Annotated in this window: 18 protein-coding genes; 9 read left to right on the plus strand and 9 right to left on the minus strand. The window is 69.3% G+C overall.

The features are described from left to right. Positions 1-227 precede the first annotated feature (227 nt). Positions 228-1,199 carry a LuxR family transcriptional regulator gene (locus tag ABH928_RS12950; RefSeq protein WP_370065488.1) on the plus strand — a complete coding sequence of 324 codons (972 nt, stop codon included), beginning with the start codon at positions 228-230 and terminating at the stop codon, positions 1,197-1,199. Between the two features lie 99 nt (positions 1,200-1,298). On the opposite strand, the gene ABH928_RS12955 is transcribed toward ABH928_RS12950, so the two are convergent. From ABH928_RS12955 to ABH928_RS12970, 4 genes are all read right to left on the minus strand, one after another. After that, complete coding sequence (locus ABH928_RS12955; protein ID WP_370065490.1) at positions 1,299-1,445, minus strand: hypothetical protein; 147 nt, start codon at positions 1,443-1,445, stop codon at positions 1,299-1,301. A gap of 283 nt (positions 1,446-1,728) precedes the next feature. Beyond that, complete coding sequence (locus tag ABH928_RS12960) at positions 1,729-2,871, minus strand: 2Fe-2S iron-sulfur cluster-binding protein (protein ID WP_370065492.1); 1,143 nt, start codon at positions 2,869-2,871, stop codon at positions 1,729-1,731. Positions 2,872-2,940: 69 nt separating this feature from the next. Next, complete coding sequence (locus tag ABH928_RS12965; protein WP_370065494.1) at positions 2,941-4,389, minus strand: PLP-dependent aminotransferase family protein; 1,449 nt, start codon at positions 4,387-4,389, stop codon at positions 2,941-2,943. Between the two features lie 597 nt (positions 4,390-4,986). Next, the gene (locus ABH928_RS12970; RefSeq protein ID WP_370065496.1) at positions 4,987-6,159 is read right to left on the minus strand and encodes an aminotransferase class V-fold PLP-dependent enzyme; all 1,173 of its coding nucleotides are present in this window, start codon (positions 6,157-6,159) and stop codon (positions 4,987-4,989) included. A 240-nt stretch (positions 6,160-6,399) separates the two neighbouring features. Here ABH928_RS12970 and ABH928_RS12975 point away from each other — a divergent pair, with 240 nt between their 5' ends. Together ABH928_RS12975 and argB are read left to right on the plus strand one after the other, a co-directional pair. After that, the gene (locus ABH928_RS12975) at positions 6,400-6,861 is read left to right on the plus strand and encodes a RidA family protein (RefSeq protein WP_370065498.1); all 462 of its coding nucleotides are present in this window, start codon (positions 6,400-6,402) and stop codon (positions 6,859-6,861) included. Then, entirely contained in the window at positions 6,858-7,742 is an 885-nt protein-coding gene (gene argB / locus ABH928_RS12980) for an acetylglutamate kinase (protein ID WP_370065500.1), read from the plus strand. Before ABH928_RS12975 ends, argB begins: the two co-directional genes overlap by 4 nt. Before the next feature lie 64 nt (positions 7,743-7,806). On the opposite strand, the gene ABH928_RS12985 is transcribed toward argB, so the two are convergent. The 5 genes from ABH928_RS12985 to ABH928_RS13005 form a co-directional block, all read right to left on the minus strand. Then, positions 7,807-8,580 (minus strand): SDR family NAD(P)-dependent oxidoreductase, encoded by a 774-nt coding sequence (locus tag ABH928_RS12985; RefSeq protein WP_370065502.1) that lies wholly within the window; start codon positions 8,578-8,580, stop codon positions 7,807-7,809. Next, on the minus strand, positions 8,577-9,260 hold the full coding sequence (gntA, locus tag ABH928_RS12990) for a guanitoxin biosynthesis heme-dependent pre-guanitoxin N-hydroxylase GntA (protein WP_370065504.1): 684 nt from the start codon (positions 9,258-9,260) through the stop codon (positions 8,577-8,579). Before gntA ends, ABH928_RS12985 begins: the two co-directional genes overlap by 4 nt. Continuing rightward, the gene (locus tag ABH928_RS12995; protein ID WP_370065506.1) at positions 9,257-10,498 is read right to left on the minus strand and encodes an acetyl-CoA carboxylase biotin carboxylase subunit family protein; all 1,242 of its coding nucleotides are present in this window, start codon (positions 10,496-10,498) and stop codon (positions 9,257-9,259) included. The genes gntA and ABH928_RS12995 overlap by 4 nt, the downstream gene beginning before the upstream one ends. Then, the gene (locus ABH928_RS13000; RefSeq protein WP_370065508.1) at positions 10,491-11,696 is read right to left on the minus strand and encodes an ATP-grasp domain-containing protein; all 1,206 of its coding nucleotides are present in this window, start codon (positions 11,694-11,696) and stop codon (positions 10,491-10,493) included. Before ABH928_RS13000 ends, ABH928_RS12995 begins: the two co-directional genes overlap by 8 nt. Positions 11,697-11,875: 179 nt before the next feature. Beyond that, positions 11,876-12,574, minus strand: a complete 699-nt coding sequence (locus tag ABH928_RS13005; protein ID WP_370065510.1) for a hypothetical protein — start codon at positions 12,572-12,574, stop codon at positions 11,876-11,878. 508 nt (positions 12,575-13,082) lie between these two features. On the opposite strand from ABH928_RS13005, the gene ABH928_RS13010 reads away from it, so the two are divergent. The 6 genes from ABH928_RS13010 to ABH928_RS13035 all read left to right on the plus strand — a co-directional run. Beyond that, the gene (locus ABH928_RS13010) at positions 13,083-14,114 is read left to right on the plus strand and encodes an inosamine-phosphate amidinotransferase 1 (protein ID WP_370065512.1); all 1,032 of its coding nucleotides are present in this window, start codon (positions 13,083-13,085) and stop codon (positions 14,112-14,114) included. 15 nt (positions 14,115-14,129) lie between these two features. Continuing rightward, positions 14,130-14,927, plus strand: coding sequence for a GNAT family N-acetyltransferase (locus ABH928_RS13015; protein ID WP_370065514.1), 798 nt, complete (start codon positions 14,130-14,132; stop codon positions 14,925-14,927). Further along, positions 14,924-15,643 (plus strand): MOSC N-terminal beta barrel domain-containing protein, encoded by a 720-nt coding sequence (locus ABH928_RS13020; RefSeq protein WP_370065516.1) that lies wholly within the window; start codon positions 14,924-14,926, stop codon positions 15,641-15,643. The genes ABH928_RS13015 and ABH928_RS13020 overlap by 4 nt, the downstream gene beginning before the upstream one ends. Before the next feature lie 35 nt (positions 15,644-15,678). Further along, positions 15,679-17,058 (plus strand): hypothetical protein, encoded by a 1,380-nt coding sequence (locus tag ABH928_RS13025; protein WP_370065518.1) that lies wholly within the window; start codon positions 15,679-15,681, stop codon positions 17,056-17,058. Between the two features lie 47 nt (positions 17,059-17,105). After that, positions 17,106-18,407 carry an MFS transporter gene (locus tag ABH928_RS13030; RefSeq protein WP_370065520.1) on the plus strand — a complete coding sequence of 434 codons (1,302 nt, stop codon included), beginning with the start codon at positions 17,106-17,108 and terminating at the stop codon, positions 18,405-18,407. A 182-nt stretch (positions 18,408-18,589) separates the two neighbouring features. Then, positions 18,590-19,163 (plus strand): 2-oxoacid:acceptor oxidoreductase family protein (locus tag ABH928_RS13035; protein ID WP_370065522.1); only part of this gene is annotated, 574 nt, incomplete at its 3' end.

The raw sequence follows: 19,163 nt of genomic DNA on the forward strand, positions 1-19,163 counted from the left end.
CGCCACGAAATGTTGGAAATGCGTCGCTGATCCTGGCGGGCTACAGAGAGATCTGCGAACCCGATCGTTCCGCGTTTTTCTTTCCCCCGCGAAAAGAAAATAGAGACCGGCGCAATGCCTGTTGGGCGGCGTCCAACGAGCCTCCCCCAGAAGGAAGGTCGCCTGCTGCGGATGCCGGGCATCTTTGGCAGAATGAACAGGCAATTTGCGAACTGCTGGGGGGATGAATGTGCACTGACCCGGACTCAGAGGACAAGACAGCCGTCGAGCTCTGCGAGGAGGGTCTCCACTTCTACGGAGAGCTGCTGAAAGGCGGGAGCGTCGCACGCGAGTGCCCCCCGTGTCTGCTGGAGCTCGGCCTGGTCAAGCGGCTGCCCGAGGGGGGTTTGACCGCATTGGCGCCGCAGACGGCCCTCTGGGGGCGCATGGAGCAGTTGGAGCAGGTGATCGTGAACCGCAGGCGGGCGCTCGACAACCTGCACCGCAGCGTCTCCGAGGCTGAGCGCGTCTACCGGGAAAGCTACAGTCCGACCGGCTCGGCCATGGTTCGCGCCGTGATCGGCGCCGAGGCCATCAGCGCCACGCTCTCTGCCACCGTGAGCGCCTGCCAGAGCGAGCTGCTCACCGCCCAGCCCGGCGGCGGGCGTCCGCCGGAGTTACTGGAGCGGGCACTGTCCGACGATCTGTCCGCTCTGGCCAGAGGCGTGCAGCAGCGGACGATCTACCAGCACACGATCCGCTCGCACGCACCGACGCTCGGCTACGCCGAGAAGATCGCCGAGGCAGGTGGCGAGATCCGCACGGTGGACGAGGTCTTCGACCGGCTGATCATCTGTGACCGGCGGACTGCGTTCGTCCCGGACCCGGCGGCCAACCGCCGTGATCTCGCGCTCGCGATCGAGCATCCGGGCGTGGTGCGCTACCTGGTGGGCATGTTCGACCACATCTGGCAGCGCGCGGTCCCGCTCCAGCCGAACCACTCCACTCCGACGTCGGCCGCGGTGACGGACGAAGTGCGCCGCGCAGTGCTCCGGCACATGATCAACGGCTACACGGACAGCGCGATTGCCGCGCGACTGGGCATGAGTCTGCGCAGCGTCACCAACCACGTGCGCTGGGCCGCCGACTTCTTCGGCAGTCGCAGCCGGGCCCAGCTCGCGTATCTGCTGGCTCGGAGCGGGTTCCTCGAAGAGGACTGATGCCGCGGGAGGTGCCTGAACGCCGAAGGCGCCTGAACGAGGGCTGTCCTGGCGGCCTGAGGCCGCCAGGACAGTTCCGAGCCAGGGAGTGTCCGATGCTCAGGGGGCGGAGACCGTCGGGACCGAACCGCCCCACTGGGAATCGGCGACGGCCCCGGACGTGCCGTGGCCGGCGTTGAAGCCGGTGAGAGCGGCGGCAGTGAGGATGACACCGGCCAGTGCGCAGCCGACCCACAGCTTCTTCATTTCCAGTCCATTCGTTGCGTCGGCGGGAGCATCGACAGGGGCATGAGCAGCGGCATCAGCAGGATTCGGCACGGAATCCGGCTACCGGTTGACAGCATGCGGGCTTCGGATCGGCGCGTTCGACCGCGCAGGGCAAGGGAGTTGGCAATGCGCAAACAAGTAGGCAGGACGGATCGGGCGTGATGCGGGCATAAGCCGCGACCGACGAGACCACCGAGTTGACGATTGATCAGATCCGGCCGACCGTGCGAGCGGCACCAAGGAGCGCCGCCCGCAGGCCGGTTCACGCGTCGAAGTCGAGAGCGATCTCGGGTGTCGCCGGCCGGGCCCGACAGGGGAGCGTGTACCCGCGCGCGAGGTCCTTCTCGGTGAGCGCGTACTGCCGCCCGAGGACCACCTCACCGGAGACGACTCTGGCCCGGCACACCCCGCACAGGCCGTCGCGACAGGAGTACGGCACGTCCGGCTGCGCGCGGAGTACCGCGTCCAGCACGGACTCGTCCTCCGGGTCCATGGTGAGGTCGGTGGCCTCGCCGTCGAAGTACACGGTGATCCGCCCGAACCGGCCCGGGGCGGCCGGTGGATCCTCCGGCCGGTCGCCGGCCGAGAAGAGCTCAAAGCGCACGACGCCCTCGTCGGCGCCCCAGTCGGCGAGTGCCTTGCGTGCCGTCTCCACCAAGCCCCAGGGGCCGCACAGGTAGAAGTACCGGTGCGCGGCGGGGCGGTCGGCCCCGACCATGGCCAGGAGCTCCGGCAGCCGCTCCTGGTCGATGCGGCCGGCGGGCGGTGCCGTGGGCCCGGTCTCCCTCGACAGCACATGCAGCACCGAGAAGCGGTCGTGGTACCGCCGTTCCAGGGTGTCCACGTCGTCCGCCAACAGCACCGACCCCATGGTCCGGTTGGCGTAGAGCAGGGAGACCCGGCACGTCGGGTCCTCCCGCAGCGCGGCCGACGCCATGCTCAGGAGCGGAGTGATGCCGCTGCCTCCGGCGATCAGTACGTGGTGTCCCCCCGGGGCGTCGGCGAGGTGGAAGTCGCCGGCCGGTCCGGCGACCTCCAGGACGTCGCCGACGGTCAGGCCGTTGGCGGCGTACTCCGCGAACCCGCCCGGGCCGAGCCGCTTGACCACCAGTCGCAGGCAGGCCGGATCGTCGGGCGGCGGGCAGACCGAGTAACTGCGGCGGAGTTCGCGCCCCGCCAGCATGTGACGGATGGTCACGTGCTGGCCGGGCCTGTGGGTGAACGTCTCCACGAGGGGTTCCGGCACGTCCAGTGTGAGCGAAACGGCGTCGTCACCGACCCGGCGTACGGATGCGACCCGCAGGCGGTGCCATCCGGCGGCACCGTGCGCACCGTGCGCACCGTGCGCACCGTGCGCACCGTGCGCACCGCGCGTCTCCCCGGAACCCTTGATCACTGGAGCCACCGAACCAGCCTTTCCATCCCTGTTCCCACCCCTGCCCCCCTGCCCCGTGTCCACCGCCGACCGCGCCCGCTATGAAGCCATGGCCCCGGCGCCCCAGACCATCGACGCGGCCGGCTGCGGGGTGATGTCCCGCAGCGCCGCGGCGATCCGGCGGACGCCCTCCTCGGCGGTGGCGGGGTCGTGGACGAACGGGAGCCGGGTCCGGTTCTCCAACGTTCCCTCACCACCGAAGCGGGGACCGGCGAGCAACTGCACGCCGTGTTGCGGAGCCGCCAGCGCCAGCCGGGAACTCACCCGTGCCCCGAGGTCGACCCAGAGCGAGAGTCCCCCGGCCGGGATGGTGAAGGTGCAATCGGGCAGGTGCTTCCCCAACGCCTCCACCAGCCCCTGGCGGTTCGTGGTGAGCATGGCTTGCCGCTGGCTCAGAAGGTCGTCGAACTTCTCCAGGAGCAGGCAGGCGGTCAGCTGGGTGATGATCGGGTTGCCCGAGTCGGTCGAACCCCGCAGCCCCACCAGCGCCGAGATCACCGACGGCGCGGCACGCAGCCAGCCGAGCCGGAGCCCTCCCCAGCAGGTCTTGCTCAACGAGCCGATGGTGATGGCCCAGTTCGACGCGCCGTACGTGGACATCGGGGCGGGCAGGACGGTGTCGTCGAGCGACAGGTCGCGCAGGGTCTCGTCGATGACCAGGAAGGTTCCGGAGACCCGGGCCGCGTCGGCGATCGCCGTCCGGATGTAGCGCGGCATCACCGCGCCGGTCGGGTTGTGGAAATCGGGCATCAGGTATGCCAGGGCGGGCTTGGTCTGCCGGATCGCCTTGTCGAGCAGGTCGACGTCCCAGCCCGTCGAGGACAGCCCCACCGGCACCGACCGACGGCGCATGGCGCGGATCGAGTCGAGGACGGCGGGATAAGTCGGGCTGTCCAGCAGGATCCGGTCATGTGGGCGGGAGAGGTGTTGGAGCAACAGGTGCCAGGCGTGCTGGGCGCCTGCCGTCACCATGATCTGGTCGGGTGTGGTCGGCAGGCCCTGACGGGTCATCCGGTCGGCCAGCGCTTCGCGAAGCGCGGGTATACCGACCAGGTCGTAACCCGGCGACTGGGTATGCCGCCTGAGGTGGGCAGCCGCCTCCCAGGTCGCCTCGACAAGCATCGGTTCGGGCGCGGACAGCGTCGCGGTGGTGAAGTCGATGTCGCCGTCGGCGCTCGCGGCCGTCCAGGAGAAGGACCGGGCGGGCCGGCTCTTGTCCGGCGGGATCGTCACGAAGGATCCGGCACCCTGCCTGCTCTCCAGATAGCCGGTCTCGCGCAGCAGCCGGTAGGCCGTTGTCACGGTGTTGCGGCTGATCTCCAGCTCTGACGAGAGGACCCGCTCGGCCGGAATTCGCGCGCCCAGCGGGATTCGGCCGTCGATGACCGCGATGCGGATCGCGTCCGCGAGGTCCGAATAGGCGGTGCCACTGCGCTGCCAATGCTCAATGATGCGTCGGATTTGGGTCGAACTGATCACAAGTACCATGGCGCCTCATCAGATGTCTTGCCGACTGGCTCCAGTGGCCGTGATCTCCAGCCGTGAGGGCTTCGGAGTTGGAAGGCACGGCGGAAGGCGTTTTTGACGTCACGGCCTACGGGAACGAGGGCGTTGAGAGTGCACGGGATATGAGCATGCGTCGAGGTGGTCCCCCGGCGCAGTGGAGCCGATGATCGCGCGATCGAAGATCCGCGCGAGCTCTCAGTCGTCCGGCGAGGTGTGACAGCTCAGCGCGGTTTCGTCGATCCGGGCGGCGGCGGTGCCGCGAGCGTGAACCAACGTGTGCATCACAGATGCTTCCCCTCGAGGGCGTGGTGCCCGGCGGCAGCCGGACTGACATGCGCTGGGTGGTAGTCGGCACGTGCCGTCACAAGATTCGCTGCTGTAACCGCGTCGAGGAAGTGGCATCCGTGGATCGGATCTGCGCATTGCGGAAGAGCGCAGGGGAGATACATGCGCATGTCAGCCGGAATCGTGCCGAAGATGAGGTCGGGGGAGGAGCTGCGGAGGTGCTGCGGGACGCGGCTCCGCTTCGGCGGCTCCGGGTCCGGCTCCGACCCGGCCCGGCCCCGGGTCGAGGTCGGGCTATCCGCCGGTCCGACGCGGGATGGCGGAGCAGAGCCGGTCGAGTTCATCCTCCGTGTTGTAGTAGTGCGGCGACGCGCGCACCGCCGCGACCGGGTGGTCCCAGGGAGCGGTGTCGGGACGGGTGGCCGACACGTTGACTCCCACCTTCCGCAACGCCCGGGACAGATCCGCGCTGTCGTGCCCCGCCACGGTGAACGCGACGATGCCGCAGGGTCGTTCACCGCGGTCGAGGACGGTCACCCCGGGCAGTTCGCGCAGCCGCTGCCGCAGACCGCCCGCCAGCTCGCCCACGCGCTGCCGGATCGCTTCGAGCCCGAGCCCCAGGGCGTACTCCGCGGCCACGCCGAGCCCGATCTGGCCGGCCAGGCAGCGCTCCCAGGTCTCGAAGCGGCGGGCGTCCTCGCGGACGGCGAGAGCGCCCGTCTCGGTCCGGCGCGCGCTGTGCAGGCACAGCTGGGACGGCTCCAGCCGGTCGAGCAGGCGTGAGGAGCAGTACAGGAACGCGGTGCCGCGTGGTCCGCGCAGGAACTTCCGGCCGGGTGCGACCAGCAGGTCGCAGCCGATCTCCCGTACATCAACCGGGAGTTGACCCACCGACTGGCTGGCGTCGAGCGCGTACACCACGTCGGCGTCGCGGGCGATCCTGCCGATCTCCGCCACCGGGTTGACCAGTCCGTTGTGGGACGGCACATGCGTCACGGCGATCAACTTCACCCGGTCGTCGACCATCTCGCGCAGCGCCTCGACGGACAGGACGCCCGTCGCGTCGTCCGGCACCACGTCGATCCGGACGCTGTGCCTGCGGGCGATGTCCTGCAGCCCGATGCTCACGCTCGCGAACTCGGCGCGGCTGGTCAGGATCCGGTCCCCGGGCGTCCAGGGGAGTGCGTAGCAGGTCATGTTCCAGGCACGGGTGGCACTTTCGGCCAGGGCGATCTCGTGCGGCTCCGCCGTGATCAGGCGGGCCAGCGCGGCGTAGCTGCGGTCCAGGCGGTCGGCGCTTTCCTCCGCGGCCTCGTAGGCACCGATCCGCTGCTCCAGCCGCAGGTGCTCGACCATGCTGTCCGTCACCGGCCGGGGTGCCAGTGCGGCGCTTGCGTTGTTCAGGTGGGCGAGTTGCGCGCACGCGGGTGTGTCGGCGCGTACCCGCGCGACGTCGATCGTCACCATGACCTCCTGGTCCAGCCGGCTCGGCGCATTCTGCTCCCCGGCGTTCCGGCGTGCATAGGGCCAAAGCGGTGACGGTGGTCCGGCCGGAACGGGCCCGCCGGCCGGGGGCCAACGAGTGCGGATTGGCCGTTGTCCGGAGCACGGCCGCGCGGAGATGCTGGGCGCGTTCCCGCCGAGGCCACACACCTGAGGCGGTCTCCCGAGCTCTCCCGATCTCACGATCTCTCACGAGGAGCACCTGTGAACCTGTCGGCACGGTTGGAAGCGGCCGGTATCCGGTTGCCCGAGGCCCCGAAGCCCGTCGCGTCCTTCACGCCTTGCCGGGTGGACGGCGATCTCGCCTTCGTCTCCGGTCAGATCGCGGACGGGGTTCGCGGCCGGGTCGGAGCGGACATCGACGCCGCCGGGGCGATCGAGGCCGCCCGGCAGTGCGCGATCAACGTGCTGGCCCAGCTCCAGGCCGGTCTCGGCAGCCTGGACCGGGTGGCCGCACTGCTCAAGCTCACCGTCTTCGTCAACAGCGTGCCGGAGTTCGAGGAACCGCACGTGGTGGCGAACGGCGCTTCCGACCTGCTCATCGAGCTCCTCGGTGAGCAGGGGAGGCATGCCCGGTCCGCGGTGTGCGTCGCCTCCCTGCCGCTCGGGGCGCCGGTGGAGGTCGAGGCGATCGTGCGGGTGCGCCCCGAGGGCGAGGCGGTGTGACGCCGCCGGTCGTCGTGGCGCCCGAGCTGACGGATGCTCAGATCGAGCGGACGGCAAGGTTCGTCGGCGAGATCGTCGTGATCAAGTTCGGCGGCAACGCGATGGTGGACGAGCGGCTCAACCGGGCCTTCGCGCAGGACGTGGTCCGCCTGCGGCAGGCCGGTGTGCTGCCCGTCGTGGTGCATGGCGGGGGGCCGCAGATCGACGCCCAGCTGGCTCGCTTCGGCATGCGTCCCTCCTTCGCGGCGGGGCTCCGGGTGACCACTCCGGAGGTCATGGAAGTGGTCGGGATGGTCCTGGCCGGACAGGTCCAGCGGCAGGTCGTGGGCCTGCTCAACGAGTACGGCCCGTTCGCGGTCGGTCTGACGGGCGAGGACGCCTGGACCATGACGGCGATCAAGCGGTATGCCGAGGTGGACGGTGAACAGGTCGAGCTCGGTCTGGTCGGAGACGTGTCGGGGTCCGATCCGAGCGCGCTGCACGCCCTGCTCCGGGACGGGCGGATCCCGGTGGTCTCGCCCATCGCCCGGAGCGAGGACGGGCTCGCCTACAACGTCAACGCGGACGCCGGCGCGGCGGCCCTGGCGGTGGCGCTGAAGGCGCAACTGCTGGTCGTGCTGACCGACGTGGCCGGCCTGTTCGCCGACTGGCCGTCCACCGAGAAGGTCGTCGACCGGATCACCGCGGACGAGCTGGAACGGCTGCTGCCGACGCTGTCCGGGGGGATGATCCCGAAGATGGAGGGCTGCCTGCGTGCCGTCCGGTCGGGGGTGCCCGTCGCGCACGTCCTGGACGGACGGGTGCCGCACACCCTGTTCGACCACGCCTTCGGCGACACCGTCTTCGGTGACACCGCCGTCGGTACCCGGGTCGTCCCGTAGCGACGGACGGCGTGGTGCCCCGGTGGACAACCGTCCACCGGGGCACGACAGCGGAGGGGGCGGGTCAGCCGGCCGGTCGGCTGTCGACCGCAGCGCGGCGCAGGGCCAGCCCGAACGGTTGGTCCACCGACATGAGTTCGATGTAGTTGACGTTGACGTGCGCGGGCGTCCGGTGTGCCCACAGCACGGCGTCCGCGATGTCCTCCGCGGAGAGCGGCTGGATGCCCTCGTAGAGCCGGTCCGCCTGCTCCTGGTCGCCGCCGAACCGCACCAGCGCGAACTCGCTGCGGACCATTCCGGGCGCGACGCAGGTCACCCGTACGCCGGTTCCCTGCAGATCGACCCGGAGGTTCGCCGAAAGCTGGTGCACGAAGGCCTTGGTCGCGCCGTAGACGTTGCCACCGAAGAAGGCGTACTCCGCCGCCAGCGAACCAAGATTGATGATGTGTCCGGTTCCGGCCCGCTTCATGACCGGGAGGACGGCGTGGGTGCAGTTGAGCAGTCCCTCGATGTTCGTGTCGATCATCGTCCGCCAGTTTTCGGGAGAGCCCTCGTCCAGTGCTCCCAGCCCCAGCGAGAGGCCGGCGTTGTTGACCAGCGCGGCGATCCCGCCGTCGTCGGCGGTGAGCTGGGCGACCGCGTCGGCGATCGCCTCCCGGTCCCGGACGTCCACGGCCTCCACGCGGAGCTGGTCCGGCCCGAACGTGCCGACCAGCTCCTCCAGCCGGTCGGTCCGCCGGGCGAGAACCGCGACGGCCTGACCGTCCTTCAGGAAGCGATCGACTACCGCCCGTCCGATCCCGGACGTGCCTCCGGTCACCACCACCCACTGTGTCACTGCGTACCTTCCTCGGATGTCGAGAGCTTCGGCTCGAAGGGGCAGACCCAGGCGTCCGCCACGGCCATCCCCGAGTACTGGCGTGCCTCGGAGTCATCGCCGAAGTCGGCGAGATTGGGGTTGATCGCGCCCTGCAGGGCGATCTCCCGTCGGCGTACCTCCCGCTGGATCCGTTGGTAGGCGCCGTTGGCCTTCATCCGCTCGAACTGCACGTGGGAGTTGAAGACCAGCGTCGGCAGCGGGAACCTCCGGGAGACCCGAGAGGCACCGGGATGCAGCCCGACCACGAAGAAGGGGTGCTCACCGACGCTGAAGCCGAACCGCGGCGAGGTCGGATCGCGGTCCAGCAGAGGGGACCACGGGTACCGGGTCACGTCGATCTCGTGCAGGGCTTGGAGCTGGTCCCACAGCAGCCGTTCGAACTCCCGCTCGTCCACCGGGCCGGGAGCGTCGAAGGTCGCGGCGAACGAGGCCAGCAGCGGGTCGACCTCGTCCTTGTTCCGGGCGAAGTCGACCACCGCCGGATACAGCGCGGCGGTCGTCTCCGCCGCCGCCAGCGGGCCGAAGTGGTGGTGCACGATGGTCTTACGGAGCAGCGCGCTCTTGCCCGCCACGCAGGCGAACGAGTCCGAGTCGATCTTCTCGAGCAGGAGTTCCCGGGCCCGTGACTCGGGGATCACGTCGGCGCTCCCGGTTGCTCCGCCGGCTCGGCGACCAGCCGGTACCGGGCCATGACCTCCAGGACGGCCCGTCGCACCTCGTCGTGGCCCGCGCCGCGCAGCCGGAACCGGCCGCCGATCTGCTCGTAGCCGCCGGTCCCGTCGAGGATCGCGCCGACCTTGGGGAGTACCTCGGCGTAGACCTCGCTGATCACACCGACCAGTGGGGTGCGGGAGACGACGCGGCTCGGCAGAGGCCGCGGCTCGGGGATGCTGACCCAGCCGCCGCCCGGTGCCGAGGTGAACTCCTCCGGGGAGTGGAACGGCGGCAGCCCCAGCGCCGCCCGGAACGACTCCGCGAAGAGGTTGACCCCGAACAGGTCACGGTGGATGAATCCCACCTCCGCGCCACCGGGACGCAATCCGACCTCCAGGAAGATCAGTTCACCGGCGGCAGTGCGGAACAGCTCCAGATGGAACGGGCCGTCGGCCAGATCGAGCGCGTCCAGGCAGGCTCCGGCGAAGGCGATCACCTCGTCCCGCTCGGTCCCCGCGTCCAGCAGCGCCGAGCCGAGCGGCGTGCCCTCGGTGAACTCCAGGCAGTTGTTCACATATGCCGAAGCACTCACGAAGTGGAAGCGGCTGTCCCTGCGGACGCCGTCGACGTGCAGGACGTCGCCGTCGATGAACTCCTCGCACTCGTAGCCGATCGGGTCGACCCCGGCCAGCACGGCGGCCAACCGCTCCGGATCGTCGGCCCGCGTCACACCCTGCGAGGCCGCGCCGGACCTGGGTTTGACGATGACCGGCAACCCGACCTCGCGCAGCACCTCCTCGGCGGTACTCGTGGCGTCCAGCTCCAGGAATCGTGGCGCGCGCAGGCCCGCAGCCGAAACCAGCTCCTTCATGCGGGGCTTGTCGCGGAAGCGGTTGACGAACTCGGGCCTCCAGCCGGGCACATCCAGTTCCTGCCGGAGTTGGGCGACGGTCAGCAGGTCCCACTCGGAGATCCCCACCACGCCGTCGAACCCGCCGTGCCGTTCGGACAGTTCCTTCGCCAGCGGGAGCACCGTCTCCAGTTCCAGATCCGGAACGACCACCGTCTCGAGCGCGTGCTCGGTGTCGAGAACCGTCAGGCCGTAGTCCCTGGTCAGATACACCAGCCGGCAGCTGTCCCGGTCGACGTAGCGGTGGTACTCGCCGAACTCGTCGTCGAAACGGTTGAGGACCAGGTACGTCGGTACGGGTCGGCTACTCAAAGCGCACCTCTCTGGCGATGCCGTGCCGGCGCTCCAGGGCGTCGGCGTACGAGTCGGCGTGGTAGATCACGTGGCCGATGCGGCTGCGGAAGTCCTCGGCCGGCTCGATCGGATCTCCCGGCTCCAGGTAGAGCTCCACCTCCTGGACATCGGGAGCCTCGCGCAGCTCCGCCACGCCGCGGACCGCGGACAGGGTCGTCAGGTCCGGCGCGGTGAAGAAGTGGATCGCGGCGCACTTGGCGCGTGGCACCTGGACCGGCGCGACCTCGGCCCGGTCCAGGCCGGCGTACGCGGCGAGCATGACCTTGGCGAGCGAGACGCCGGTGGCGATCTCGACCAGGTCGCAGATGTGGTCACCCGCCAGCCTGGCGCCCAGCTCGATCAGCACGGGATCGCCGGCCTGGAGCCGGACCTCGCAGTGGAACGGGCCCAGCGTGACCTTCAGTGCCCGGCACACCCCTGCGACGTACTCCTCCAGGCGGGCGCGCTCGCTCGCGGCGAGGTCCAGCTGGACGATGTGACCCACCTCGACGAACTTCGGCTCGGCGCCCAGCAGTTTGGCGGTCACCGAGGCGATCGCCACCCCGTCCCCGTCCACGTAGCCCTCGACACTGACCTCGGGGCCGTCGATGTACTCCTCGAGCAGCATCCGGCCGTCGAGCCCGCGCCCGAGGTCGGTTCGGGTGTCGCTGAGCATCCACTGGTGGGCCCGGCGCAGCTCGGCCAGGTCGTTCACCCGGCTGACATGCACGCTGCCGGCGGAGTTCTGCGGCTTGAGCACGGCCGGGAAGCCGACCCGCTCCGCGGCAGCCTCCAGGCTCGCGAGGCTGGTCGCCTCCGCGTATCGCGGGACACGCAGGCCGGCCGCCTCGACCGTCGCCCGCATGGTCGCCTTGTTGCGGAGCGCCGGGCCTGCTTCGACCGGCAGGCCGGGAAGTCCGAGGCGTGCGGCGATCCGGGCGACACTGTCCACGTAGAACTCGAAGCCGGGGATGATGCCGGAAAGCGGACTCTCGGCGTGCAGCGCCAGGGCGACCTCGGTGAGGGCGGCCTCGTTGTTGGTCTCCACGACGATCAACCGGTCGACCTGTTCGCGGATCGCGCGGGAGAGCTGCCGGTCCTCGGCGTCGAAGGATGCGACCACGACCTGGACACCCAGGCGGCGCGCGGTGCTGAGCAGAGCAAGCGCCGAGGTCATCGGCTCGACAACCAGAATCCGCCTAGCGTGACCAGGTGCTGAGTCAGCCATGTGAGATCAACTTTCGAGCTGGGAGCGGGATCCGTGCGCCGCGATGCTGGACGCGGCAGGTAGCCCGGGTGGAGGGCGCCGGGTGACCCGGCGCCCTCCACCCGCGGCTGCGCGGTGCTGTCGCCGAATCAGACCGAGGCCAGCTCGGTCTTCGCGGCCGTGGCCTCGTACAACTCGCCGAAGTAGTCGCCGATCAGGTCGATGAAGGCAGTCAGGTCCGCGTACGCCTGGTCGGTGGAGCCGAAGACCTCGACGGCCTGCGACACGGTGCGGAACATCAGCTCGTCGTGGTCGTGCGACTCGTCGAAGTCCAGGTGCTTCTGCGAACCGCGCACGAAGTCCTTGCCGAACGCCGCAGCCACCTTGTCGGTGATGACCTGGTTGTAGCGGTCGGAGTACCACTCGACGAACCAGTCCCAGACGGTCGTCGGCGCCGGCCCGCGGGTGTCGGCCTCCAGGCGCAGGTAGCCCATCAGCTTCTTGGTGGACGGGAAGACGTCAGTGGCCTCCAACTGCTCGGCCGTGAAGCCGAACTTCTCCAGGTCACGAGTGAACATGCCCTCGTGCCCGAACTCCTCCGCCAGGTACTTCGCGAGCTTCGCGGCCAGGCTGTCGTCCTTCGAACCGACCTTGAACAGCGCGTAGGTGTCGACCTCGTTGTTCAGGCGGATCCGGAGGACCGTCTCCACCAGGTGGCGAACGAAGTATTCCCGCTCGATCCACTCACCCGCGTGCAGCTCGCGCATCTTGGGGACGCGCTGGAACTGCTTCTCCATCAGTTCCTCGGCCAGGCCCTCCAGGCGAGCCCGGTCCAGCTTCGTTGACATATCCAGTTCCTCCTCATAGCGCCGGAGCGGTATGCCCGGCAAGGGGATGTACTGCGACGCGGCAGAAAAATCCAGAATGCTCGGGAATTCCCTGCGGAAATCTCATCGGCGGTTCAGGGAAGGACCGCCGTCGCCTCGACGCCTGCGCCGGTTTTCTCGACCGGCCCGCTGTCGACACCTGGGATCCTGCCTCGCTCGACGACCACGAGACAGGGCCAATCCGTATGCCTTGGCACCCCCGGGGGCCATGCTGTGCGGATTGGCCCTGTGCCCCCGTCCTGACGTCGATTAGTGTCCCGATCGAGTCAGTACGTGGTGTGATCGCGACGGCCGCCGACCCGTATCCACGGGCTGTGTCCGTGATCCGGCGGATTCGCTTGGCCGGTGCCGCGAAAAAGCCATTTCGGTCACCGCCGTTCATTTCTTTTCCGCACAGTGGTCAGCTCCCGTATTCGTCGACGAGGTCGGCCAGGAAGAGTCCAAACCCCGGCCAGCGAAAGGAAGCATCGTGAGCTCAGTCCGGTCGTTCACCGACTTCGGAACGCTTCGAGAGATTGTGGTGGGGAGCCCTGCGGGCTTCCATGTCCCGGATGCCGATCTGTCCCTGCGCCACTTCTTCGGGCTCCCGGCCGACCATGTCGAGTCCCGGCCGGCCGCCGGCGCGCTGGAGCGGGCCGTCGAGGAGACGGAGGAGGACCTCCAGGCGCTGTCGGAAACCCTCGTCGGACTCGGTGTCACGGTGCGTCGGCCCGACCCGTTCGAGCAGGGGCGCACGGTGTCCCTCCTGGACTGGGCCACCACGGCCAACCACGCCCTGATGCCCCGTGACTGCCTGCTGGTGGTCGGTGAACGCATCATCGAGGCGCCGATGGCGGTGCGGGCGCGTTACGCCGAGACCTTCCCGTTCCGCAGGCTGGTGCGCGAGTACTTCGATTCGGGCGCCATCTGGGTCGCCGCGCCCAGGCCGCAACTCCCGGACAGCACCTACGAGTTCACCGAGAACGGTCCGGTGCTCGCCGAGTCGGAGCCGCTCTTCGACGCGGCCAACCTGCTGCGCTGCGGCAGTGACCTGTTCTTCAACGTCAGCAACACCGGCAACCGGCTGGGGGCCGAGTGGCTGCGTCGGCTGCTCGGCGCCGAGTACACGGTGCACGAGATCTCCATCTGCGACGACCACATAGGCACCACCCTGCACATCCTGCGCCCCGGCGTACTGCTCGCCAACGCGGGCCGTCTCAGCCCCGACACCCTGCCCGAGCAGTTCCGGGGCTGGAAGGTGCTGTGGTTCGACGAGCCGCAGGACGACGGCTTCGCGCTCACCTGGCCCCGCGCCTCGACGTGGATCGGCATGAACATCCTCGCCTACGACGAGGAGACCATCATCGTCCCGGCCCGCCAGGAGGGCCTGGCCCGGATGCTGGAGAAGGAGGGCTTCACCGCTGTCCCCGTCCCGTTCCGGCACGGCCGCACCTTCGGCGGGGGCTTCCACTGCTGCACCCTCGACGTGCGCCGCGACGGCTCCCTCGCGTCGTACCTGTAGAGGGCGGTCCACACGATGAGACCGAACACGGTCAAGGAGATCAACGCGATGTTCAGCCGCGGTGGCGACGAGGTCATGGACGTGACCTTCCGCCGCGGCCGGACGTCCGATGCGCCGACCATGCATCAGTTGTCGGTGCCGTTCATCGAAAGCGGGAACCTGATCGTCCGCGACCGGGAGGTCTTCGAGTCCGCAGCCGAGGACTTCTACGTGGTGGAGATCGACCGCACCGTGGTGGCCTGCGCCGCCGTCCGCGGGTTCACCGGCCTGGCGGAGCTCTACAACGTTGCGGTGGACGAAAGTTGGCAGGGGCTGGGCCTCGGCAGGTTCCTGCTGGCGCACGTGATCGCGGCGACGCGTGCGGACGGCTTCGACAACGTGCTGGTGTTCTCCAAGACCACGCTCGCCTGGTTCGTCCGGCACGGGTTCACGCTGGCCGATCCGTCGGCGCTGCCCGAGGAACGGCGGGTCCTCATCGATCCGGACCGGGGCTCGGTCCCGCTCCTGCGCAGTACCGCCGGCTTCGAGGACGCGCTGGAAGTGCTCGGCGAACTGGGCGGGGCCCGGGTCACGTTCAACCGTTCCAAGCGCACGTTCCGCTGGGAGGCCAAGCACGACTCGCTGCTCCAGTTCGCCGAGCATCACGGCATCGACGTGGAGTCGCTGTGCTGGGGAGGAGTCTGCGGCACCTGTGGTGTCGGTCTGGCGCGCGGAACCGTCAACTACGAGTTGGCGCCGGAGGCCGGCCTGGAGGAGGGGAAGGTACTGCTGTGCATCGCACGACCGCTGACCGACCTGGTGCTGGACCTGTGAAGCCGCTCCGCATCACCGAACTCCGGCGCTATCCGGTGAAGTCCCTGGGCGGAGAGTCCGTGACCCGGCTCAGGCTCTCCGGGGGTTGCGTGGCCGGCGATCGCGCCCTCGCGATCGTCACGGCCGACACCGGCCGGGTGCTGACCGCCCGGCGGATGCCGCAACTGCTCGATGCGTCCGCGCGCTGGCTCACCTGCCTGGCGGAGATCACCCTCCCGGGTGGTGAAAAGGTCCGGTCCAACGATCCGGCGGCATCGGCTGTCCTGAGCGACTGGCTCGGCCGTCCCGTCCGGTTGGCGCACCCGTCCGGCGGCTCGCTCGCCGTCGAGCCCTACGAGACCCCGGTGCGCCTGGTCAGCGAGGGCTCGCTCAGGGCAGCGGGGCAGTGGCATCCCGAGGGGGACCGGAGCACTCCGCGCTTCCGCCCCAACATCGTTGTCGCTGCGGGCGACGATCGGCGGGACGAGCGCGGGCGCTCCAGGAACCAGCAGGCCGGGAACGAGCAGGCCGAAATCGAGCAGCTGGAGAACGAGCTGATCGGTCACCAGGTTGCCCTCGGTGAGGCGCTGATCGACGTCACCGGGTCCCTGATCGGCGGGAACGCGACGGCCTTCGGCGTCCACGCCAGGATCACGCGGGCGGGGTGGGTGTCGGTCGGCGACTCCCTGAACGCCCGGCCCGTCAAGAGACCCGTCCTGATCGCGGACGGGGCGTGAACACCCCCATGAGCAGACCGAAAAGGAGGAGCGCGGTGCCCACGGACCGTGTGACCCAGCTGTACAACGAGGCCTGCCTCCTTCCCGACAGCAAGTTGCACTCGGCCGCCGAGGCCGTCGAGCTCAACCCGATGCTCTCGCACTGGACCGGGCAGTATCTCTCCCGGCCGCTGTTCGTCGAGGAGCGCCAGATCCGGAGCTTCGCCGATGACGTCGTGCGGCTGGTGGGACTGCTCACCTCGCTGCCGGAACGGCTGTTCGACGGTGACCTGGACCGGTTCTGTGCGGCCCTCGGCATCGACGACCGCCGCGCCACCCTGATGCGGCGGCTGGGCCCTCCGCCGCACAACGGGCGAGCCGACATGTACCACGACGGAACCTCCTTCAAGCTGCTGGAGTTCGGCATCGCGAGCGAGGTCGGCGGCTGGGACCGAGCAGGCGAGATCCCGCGGGCGTTCCTGGAAGCGGACGCCTTCAGGGAGTTCGCCGAAGAGCACGGTCTCGGCTACACGCATCCCGCCAAGGCGGTCGCCGACAGCCTTCGACGGATCGGCGCCACCGTCCGGCCCGACGGGGAACCGGTGGTCGTGCTTCTGGAGGGCCCCGGCGGCCTGGTCGACTACGGAACCACCTGGCGCACCTTCGAGTCGGTGATGCGGGGCTTCGGACTGGACTTCCACGTCGCCGAGATCGGGGACGTCCAGGAGCGCGACGGGAAGCTGCACCTGGGCAGCCTGCCGATCGACGTGGTGTACCGCTGCTTCGAGACCAACCAGATTGTCGACGAGCCGGATGGTCCGGCTCTCGTCGAGCCCCTGTTCCGAGCCCACGAGGCCGGCAACACGGTGCTCTGGACGCCGATGTCGAGCAACCTCTTCAACGACAAGGGGTGCATGGCGCTGCTGTCCGACCCCCGTCACCGGCACCGCTTCAGCACGGAGGAGCAGACCGTCATCGACCGCGTCCTGCCGTGGACCCGTGGCCTCGGTGGGACGGGCTGGGACGGGAAGGGCACGGCTGTCGACGAGGAACTGTTCGAGCACTGTCGCGAGCGACGGGAGCAGCTGATCCTCAAACCCAGTGGCTACTTCGGGGGGAAGGGCACGATCGTCGGCTGGGAATGTGATGACGCGATCTGGTCAATGGCCCTGAAGGAGGCCGCCTCCTCTGGTTGCATTGTCCAGGAGCGGGTGGTGCCGCGGACTGAGCCGGTGGTGAACCCCGTCACCCGTGAGGTCCAGCCGTGGCAGGCGGTTTGGGGGCTCTTCTACACGCCGGACGGCTATGCCGGCACCTACGGCCGGGCACTGCCGACTGAGAACAACGGTGTCATCGGCATCAGCTCCAACAAGGGCACCCGGACGGCCGGAGTGTTCCACCACAACAGCGATTCCAGAGAGCCAGCGGGTTCCTGACAGCCAGCGGTTCCTGAGAGCCAGCGATTTCTGAGAGGACGTGAGCCATGACCGTGGTTGCGGACAAGGACGAGAGTGTCGATCCGGTCACAAGGGCCGCGGCCCGCAGGGACTTTCGCTTCATGTGGGCAGGGCAGAGCGTAAGCCTCTGGGGCGATCAGTTCATGGTGCTGGCCCTTCCTCTTCTCGCCGTCAACGTCCTGCACACCTCGGTCGCCGAGGCTCTGCTGCTGCCGTCGGCGATGTTCTTCCCCTTCCTGGTCCTCGGTCTGCCGGCCGGCGCCATCGTCGAGCGGCTTCGCCGTCGGACCACCATGCTGGTGGCGAGCGCCGCTCAGGCGGTGGCGATCGGAGTGATCTGGCTGCTGGCCGTCACCCACGTTCTGGTCTTCCCGGTGCTCTTCGCCCTGTTGCTGGTCAGCGGCGGTGGGGTGGTGTTCTTCCAGGTCGCCTACACCTCGTACCTGCCCAGCCTGTTCACCGACCCGGACGACCTGCACCGCGGCAACGCCCGGCTCTCCCTCTCCGAGTCGACCTCACTCGCCGGGGGCCGGGCGGTCGGCGGCATGGTCGTGCGGCTGCTCGGCGTTCTCGGTGCGCTGGCGGCGAACGCACTGAGCTTCCTGGCCTCCGTGCTCGCGCTGGCGGTGATGCGTCATCAGGAGCCCGCCCGAACGGTCACCAAGCGGGAACGCGGCTGGATCCGGCGGGACGTCACGGCCGGTCTCAAGTTCCTCGTCAAGCACCCGCAGCTCCAGCCCATGGTGCTCTGCGGGACGTTCTACCTGCTCTTTCTGAGCATGGTCGACGCCAGCCTGGTGCTCTACTGCAACCGGGTCCTCGGCCTGAACCAGCTCTGGACCGGTGTCGTCATGGGTGCCGCCGCTGTCGGCTATCCGATCGGCAACATGCTGTCCCCCAGGGTCGCCAAGAAGCTGGGCACCGCTCGGGCGCTGGCGAGCAGCATCACCCTGTCGGTGTGCGGCGTGGTCGTCATGCTGGCACTCAGCACGCCGGGCGGCATGGCGGGTGCAATCGGCCTGATCGCGGGCAGTGTCGTGCACGGCATCGGTGAGGGCTCCTACATTCCGACCTCCCTGACGCTCCGCCACCGGGTGACGCCCCCCGAACTCCTGAGCCGGGTCGGCGCGGTGCAGCGGTTCTCGATGTGGGGCTCCATGTCGCTCGGCTCGCTGCTCGCCTCCGGCGTCACCGCCCTGGTCGGCCTGCGGGGTGCCGTCTGGACCGGCGCACTGGCCGCGCTGATCCTGGTACCCCTGGCGCTGCTGCAACGCGGCATCCTCGCGGAGGTGCGGACCGGGGTGCCGCCGCAGGTGGAGACCGCCTGATCGGCCGCGCTCGCCCCGGGCAGGCCGCGCCCCGGGCCGGGGCGCCCCGGGCAGTCCGTGTGGGTCGGCCGGTCCTGGGCCGGCCGACCCGGACCGGCCGTCTGGGCCGGCCGGCCTGGACCGTACCGCCGTACCGCGCCATGGGTTTTCGGTAACTTCCTGACGTGAAAGGGACTTTCGCCATGCAGCAATCACCCGCGCAGGTCAAACGCCTGGATCGGGTGGTCATCCGGTTCGCCGGTGATTCGGGCGACGGCATGCAGCTCGTGGGTGACCGGTTCACCTCGGAGACTGCGTCGTTCGGCAACGATCTCTCGACGCTGCCGAGCTTCCCGGCGGAGATCCGGGCGCCTGCCGGCAGCCTGCCGGGCGTGTCCAGTTTCCAGTTGCACTTCGCGGACCACGACATCCTGACGCCGGGTGACGCGCCGGACGTGCTGGTGGCGATGAACCCGGCCGCGCTCAAGGCCAACCTGAGCGACATGCCTCCTGGCGCCGAGATCATCGTCGACGAGGACCAGTTCGCGAAGCGGGCGATGGCGAGGGTCGGCTATCAGAGCAATCCCCTGGAGGACGGTTCGCTGTCCTCGTTCCACATGCACAGGGTGCCGTTGACGACGTTGACGGTGGAGGCGCTCCGGGACAGCGGTCTGAGCCGCAGGGATGCGGAGCGGGCGAAGAATATGTTCGCGTTGGGTTTGTTGTCGTGGATGTATCACCGGCCGACGGAGGGGACGGAGGGTTTCCTGCGGGCGA

Source organism: Streptacidiphilus sp. MAP5-3 (genome assembly GCF_041262505.1).
Taxonomy (GTDB): Bacteria; Actinomycetota; Actinomycetes; order Streptomycetales; family Streptomycetaceae; genus Streptacidiphilus.

Coding starts and splice junctions, on each gene's coding strand:
- ABH928_RS12950 (WP_370065488.1), top strand. CDS start 228: ATGTGCACTGACCCGGACTCAGAGGACAAGACAGCCGTCGAGCTCTGC.
- ABH928_RS12955 (WP_370065490.1), bottom strand. CDS start 1,445: ATGAAGAAGCTGTGGGTCGGCTGCGCACTGGCCGGTGTCATCCTCACT.
- ABH928_RS12965 (WP_370065494.1), bottom strand. CDS start 4,389: ATGGTACTTGTGATCAGTTCGACCCAAATCCGACGCATCATTGAGCAT.
- ABH928_RS12970 (WP_370065496.1), bottom strand. CDS start 6,159: ATGGTGACGATCGACGTCGCGCGGGTACGCGCCGACACACCCGCGTGC.
- ABH928_RS13000 (WP_370065508.1), bottom strand. CDS start 11,696: ATGACCTCGGCGCTTGCTCTGCTCAGCACCGCGCGCCGCCTGGGTGTC.
- ABH928_RS13005 (WP_370065510.1), bottom strand. CDS start 12,574: ATGTCAACGAAGCTGGACCGGGCTCGCCTGGAGGGCCTGGCCGAGGAA.
- ABH928_RS13015 (WP_370065514.1), top strand. CDS start 14,130: ATGAGACCGAACACGGTCAAGGAGATCAACGCGATGTTCAGCCGCGGT.
- ABH928_RS13030 (WP_370065520.1), top strand. CDS start 17,106: ATGACCGTGGTTGCGGACAAGGACGAGAGTGTCGATCCGGTCACAAGG.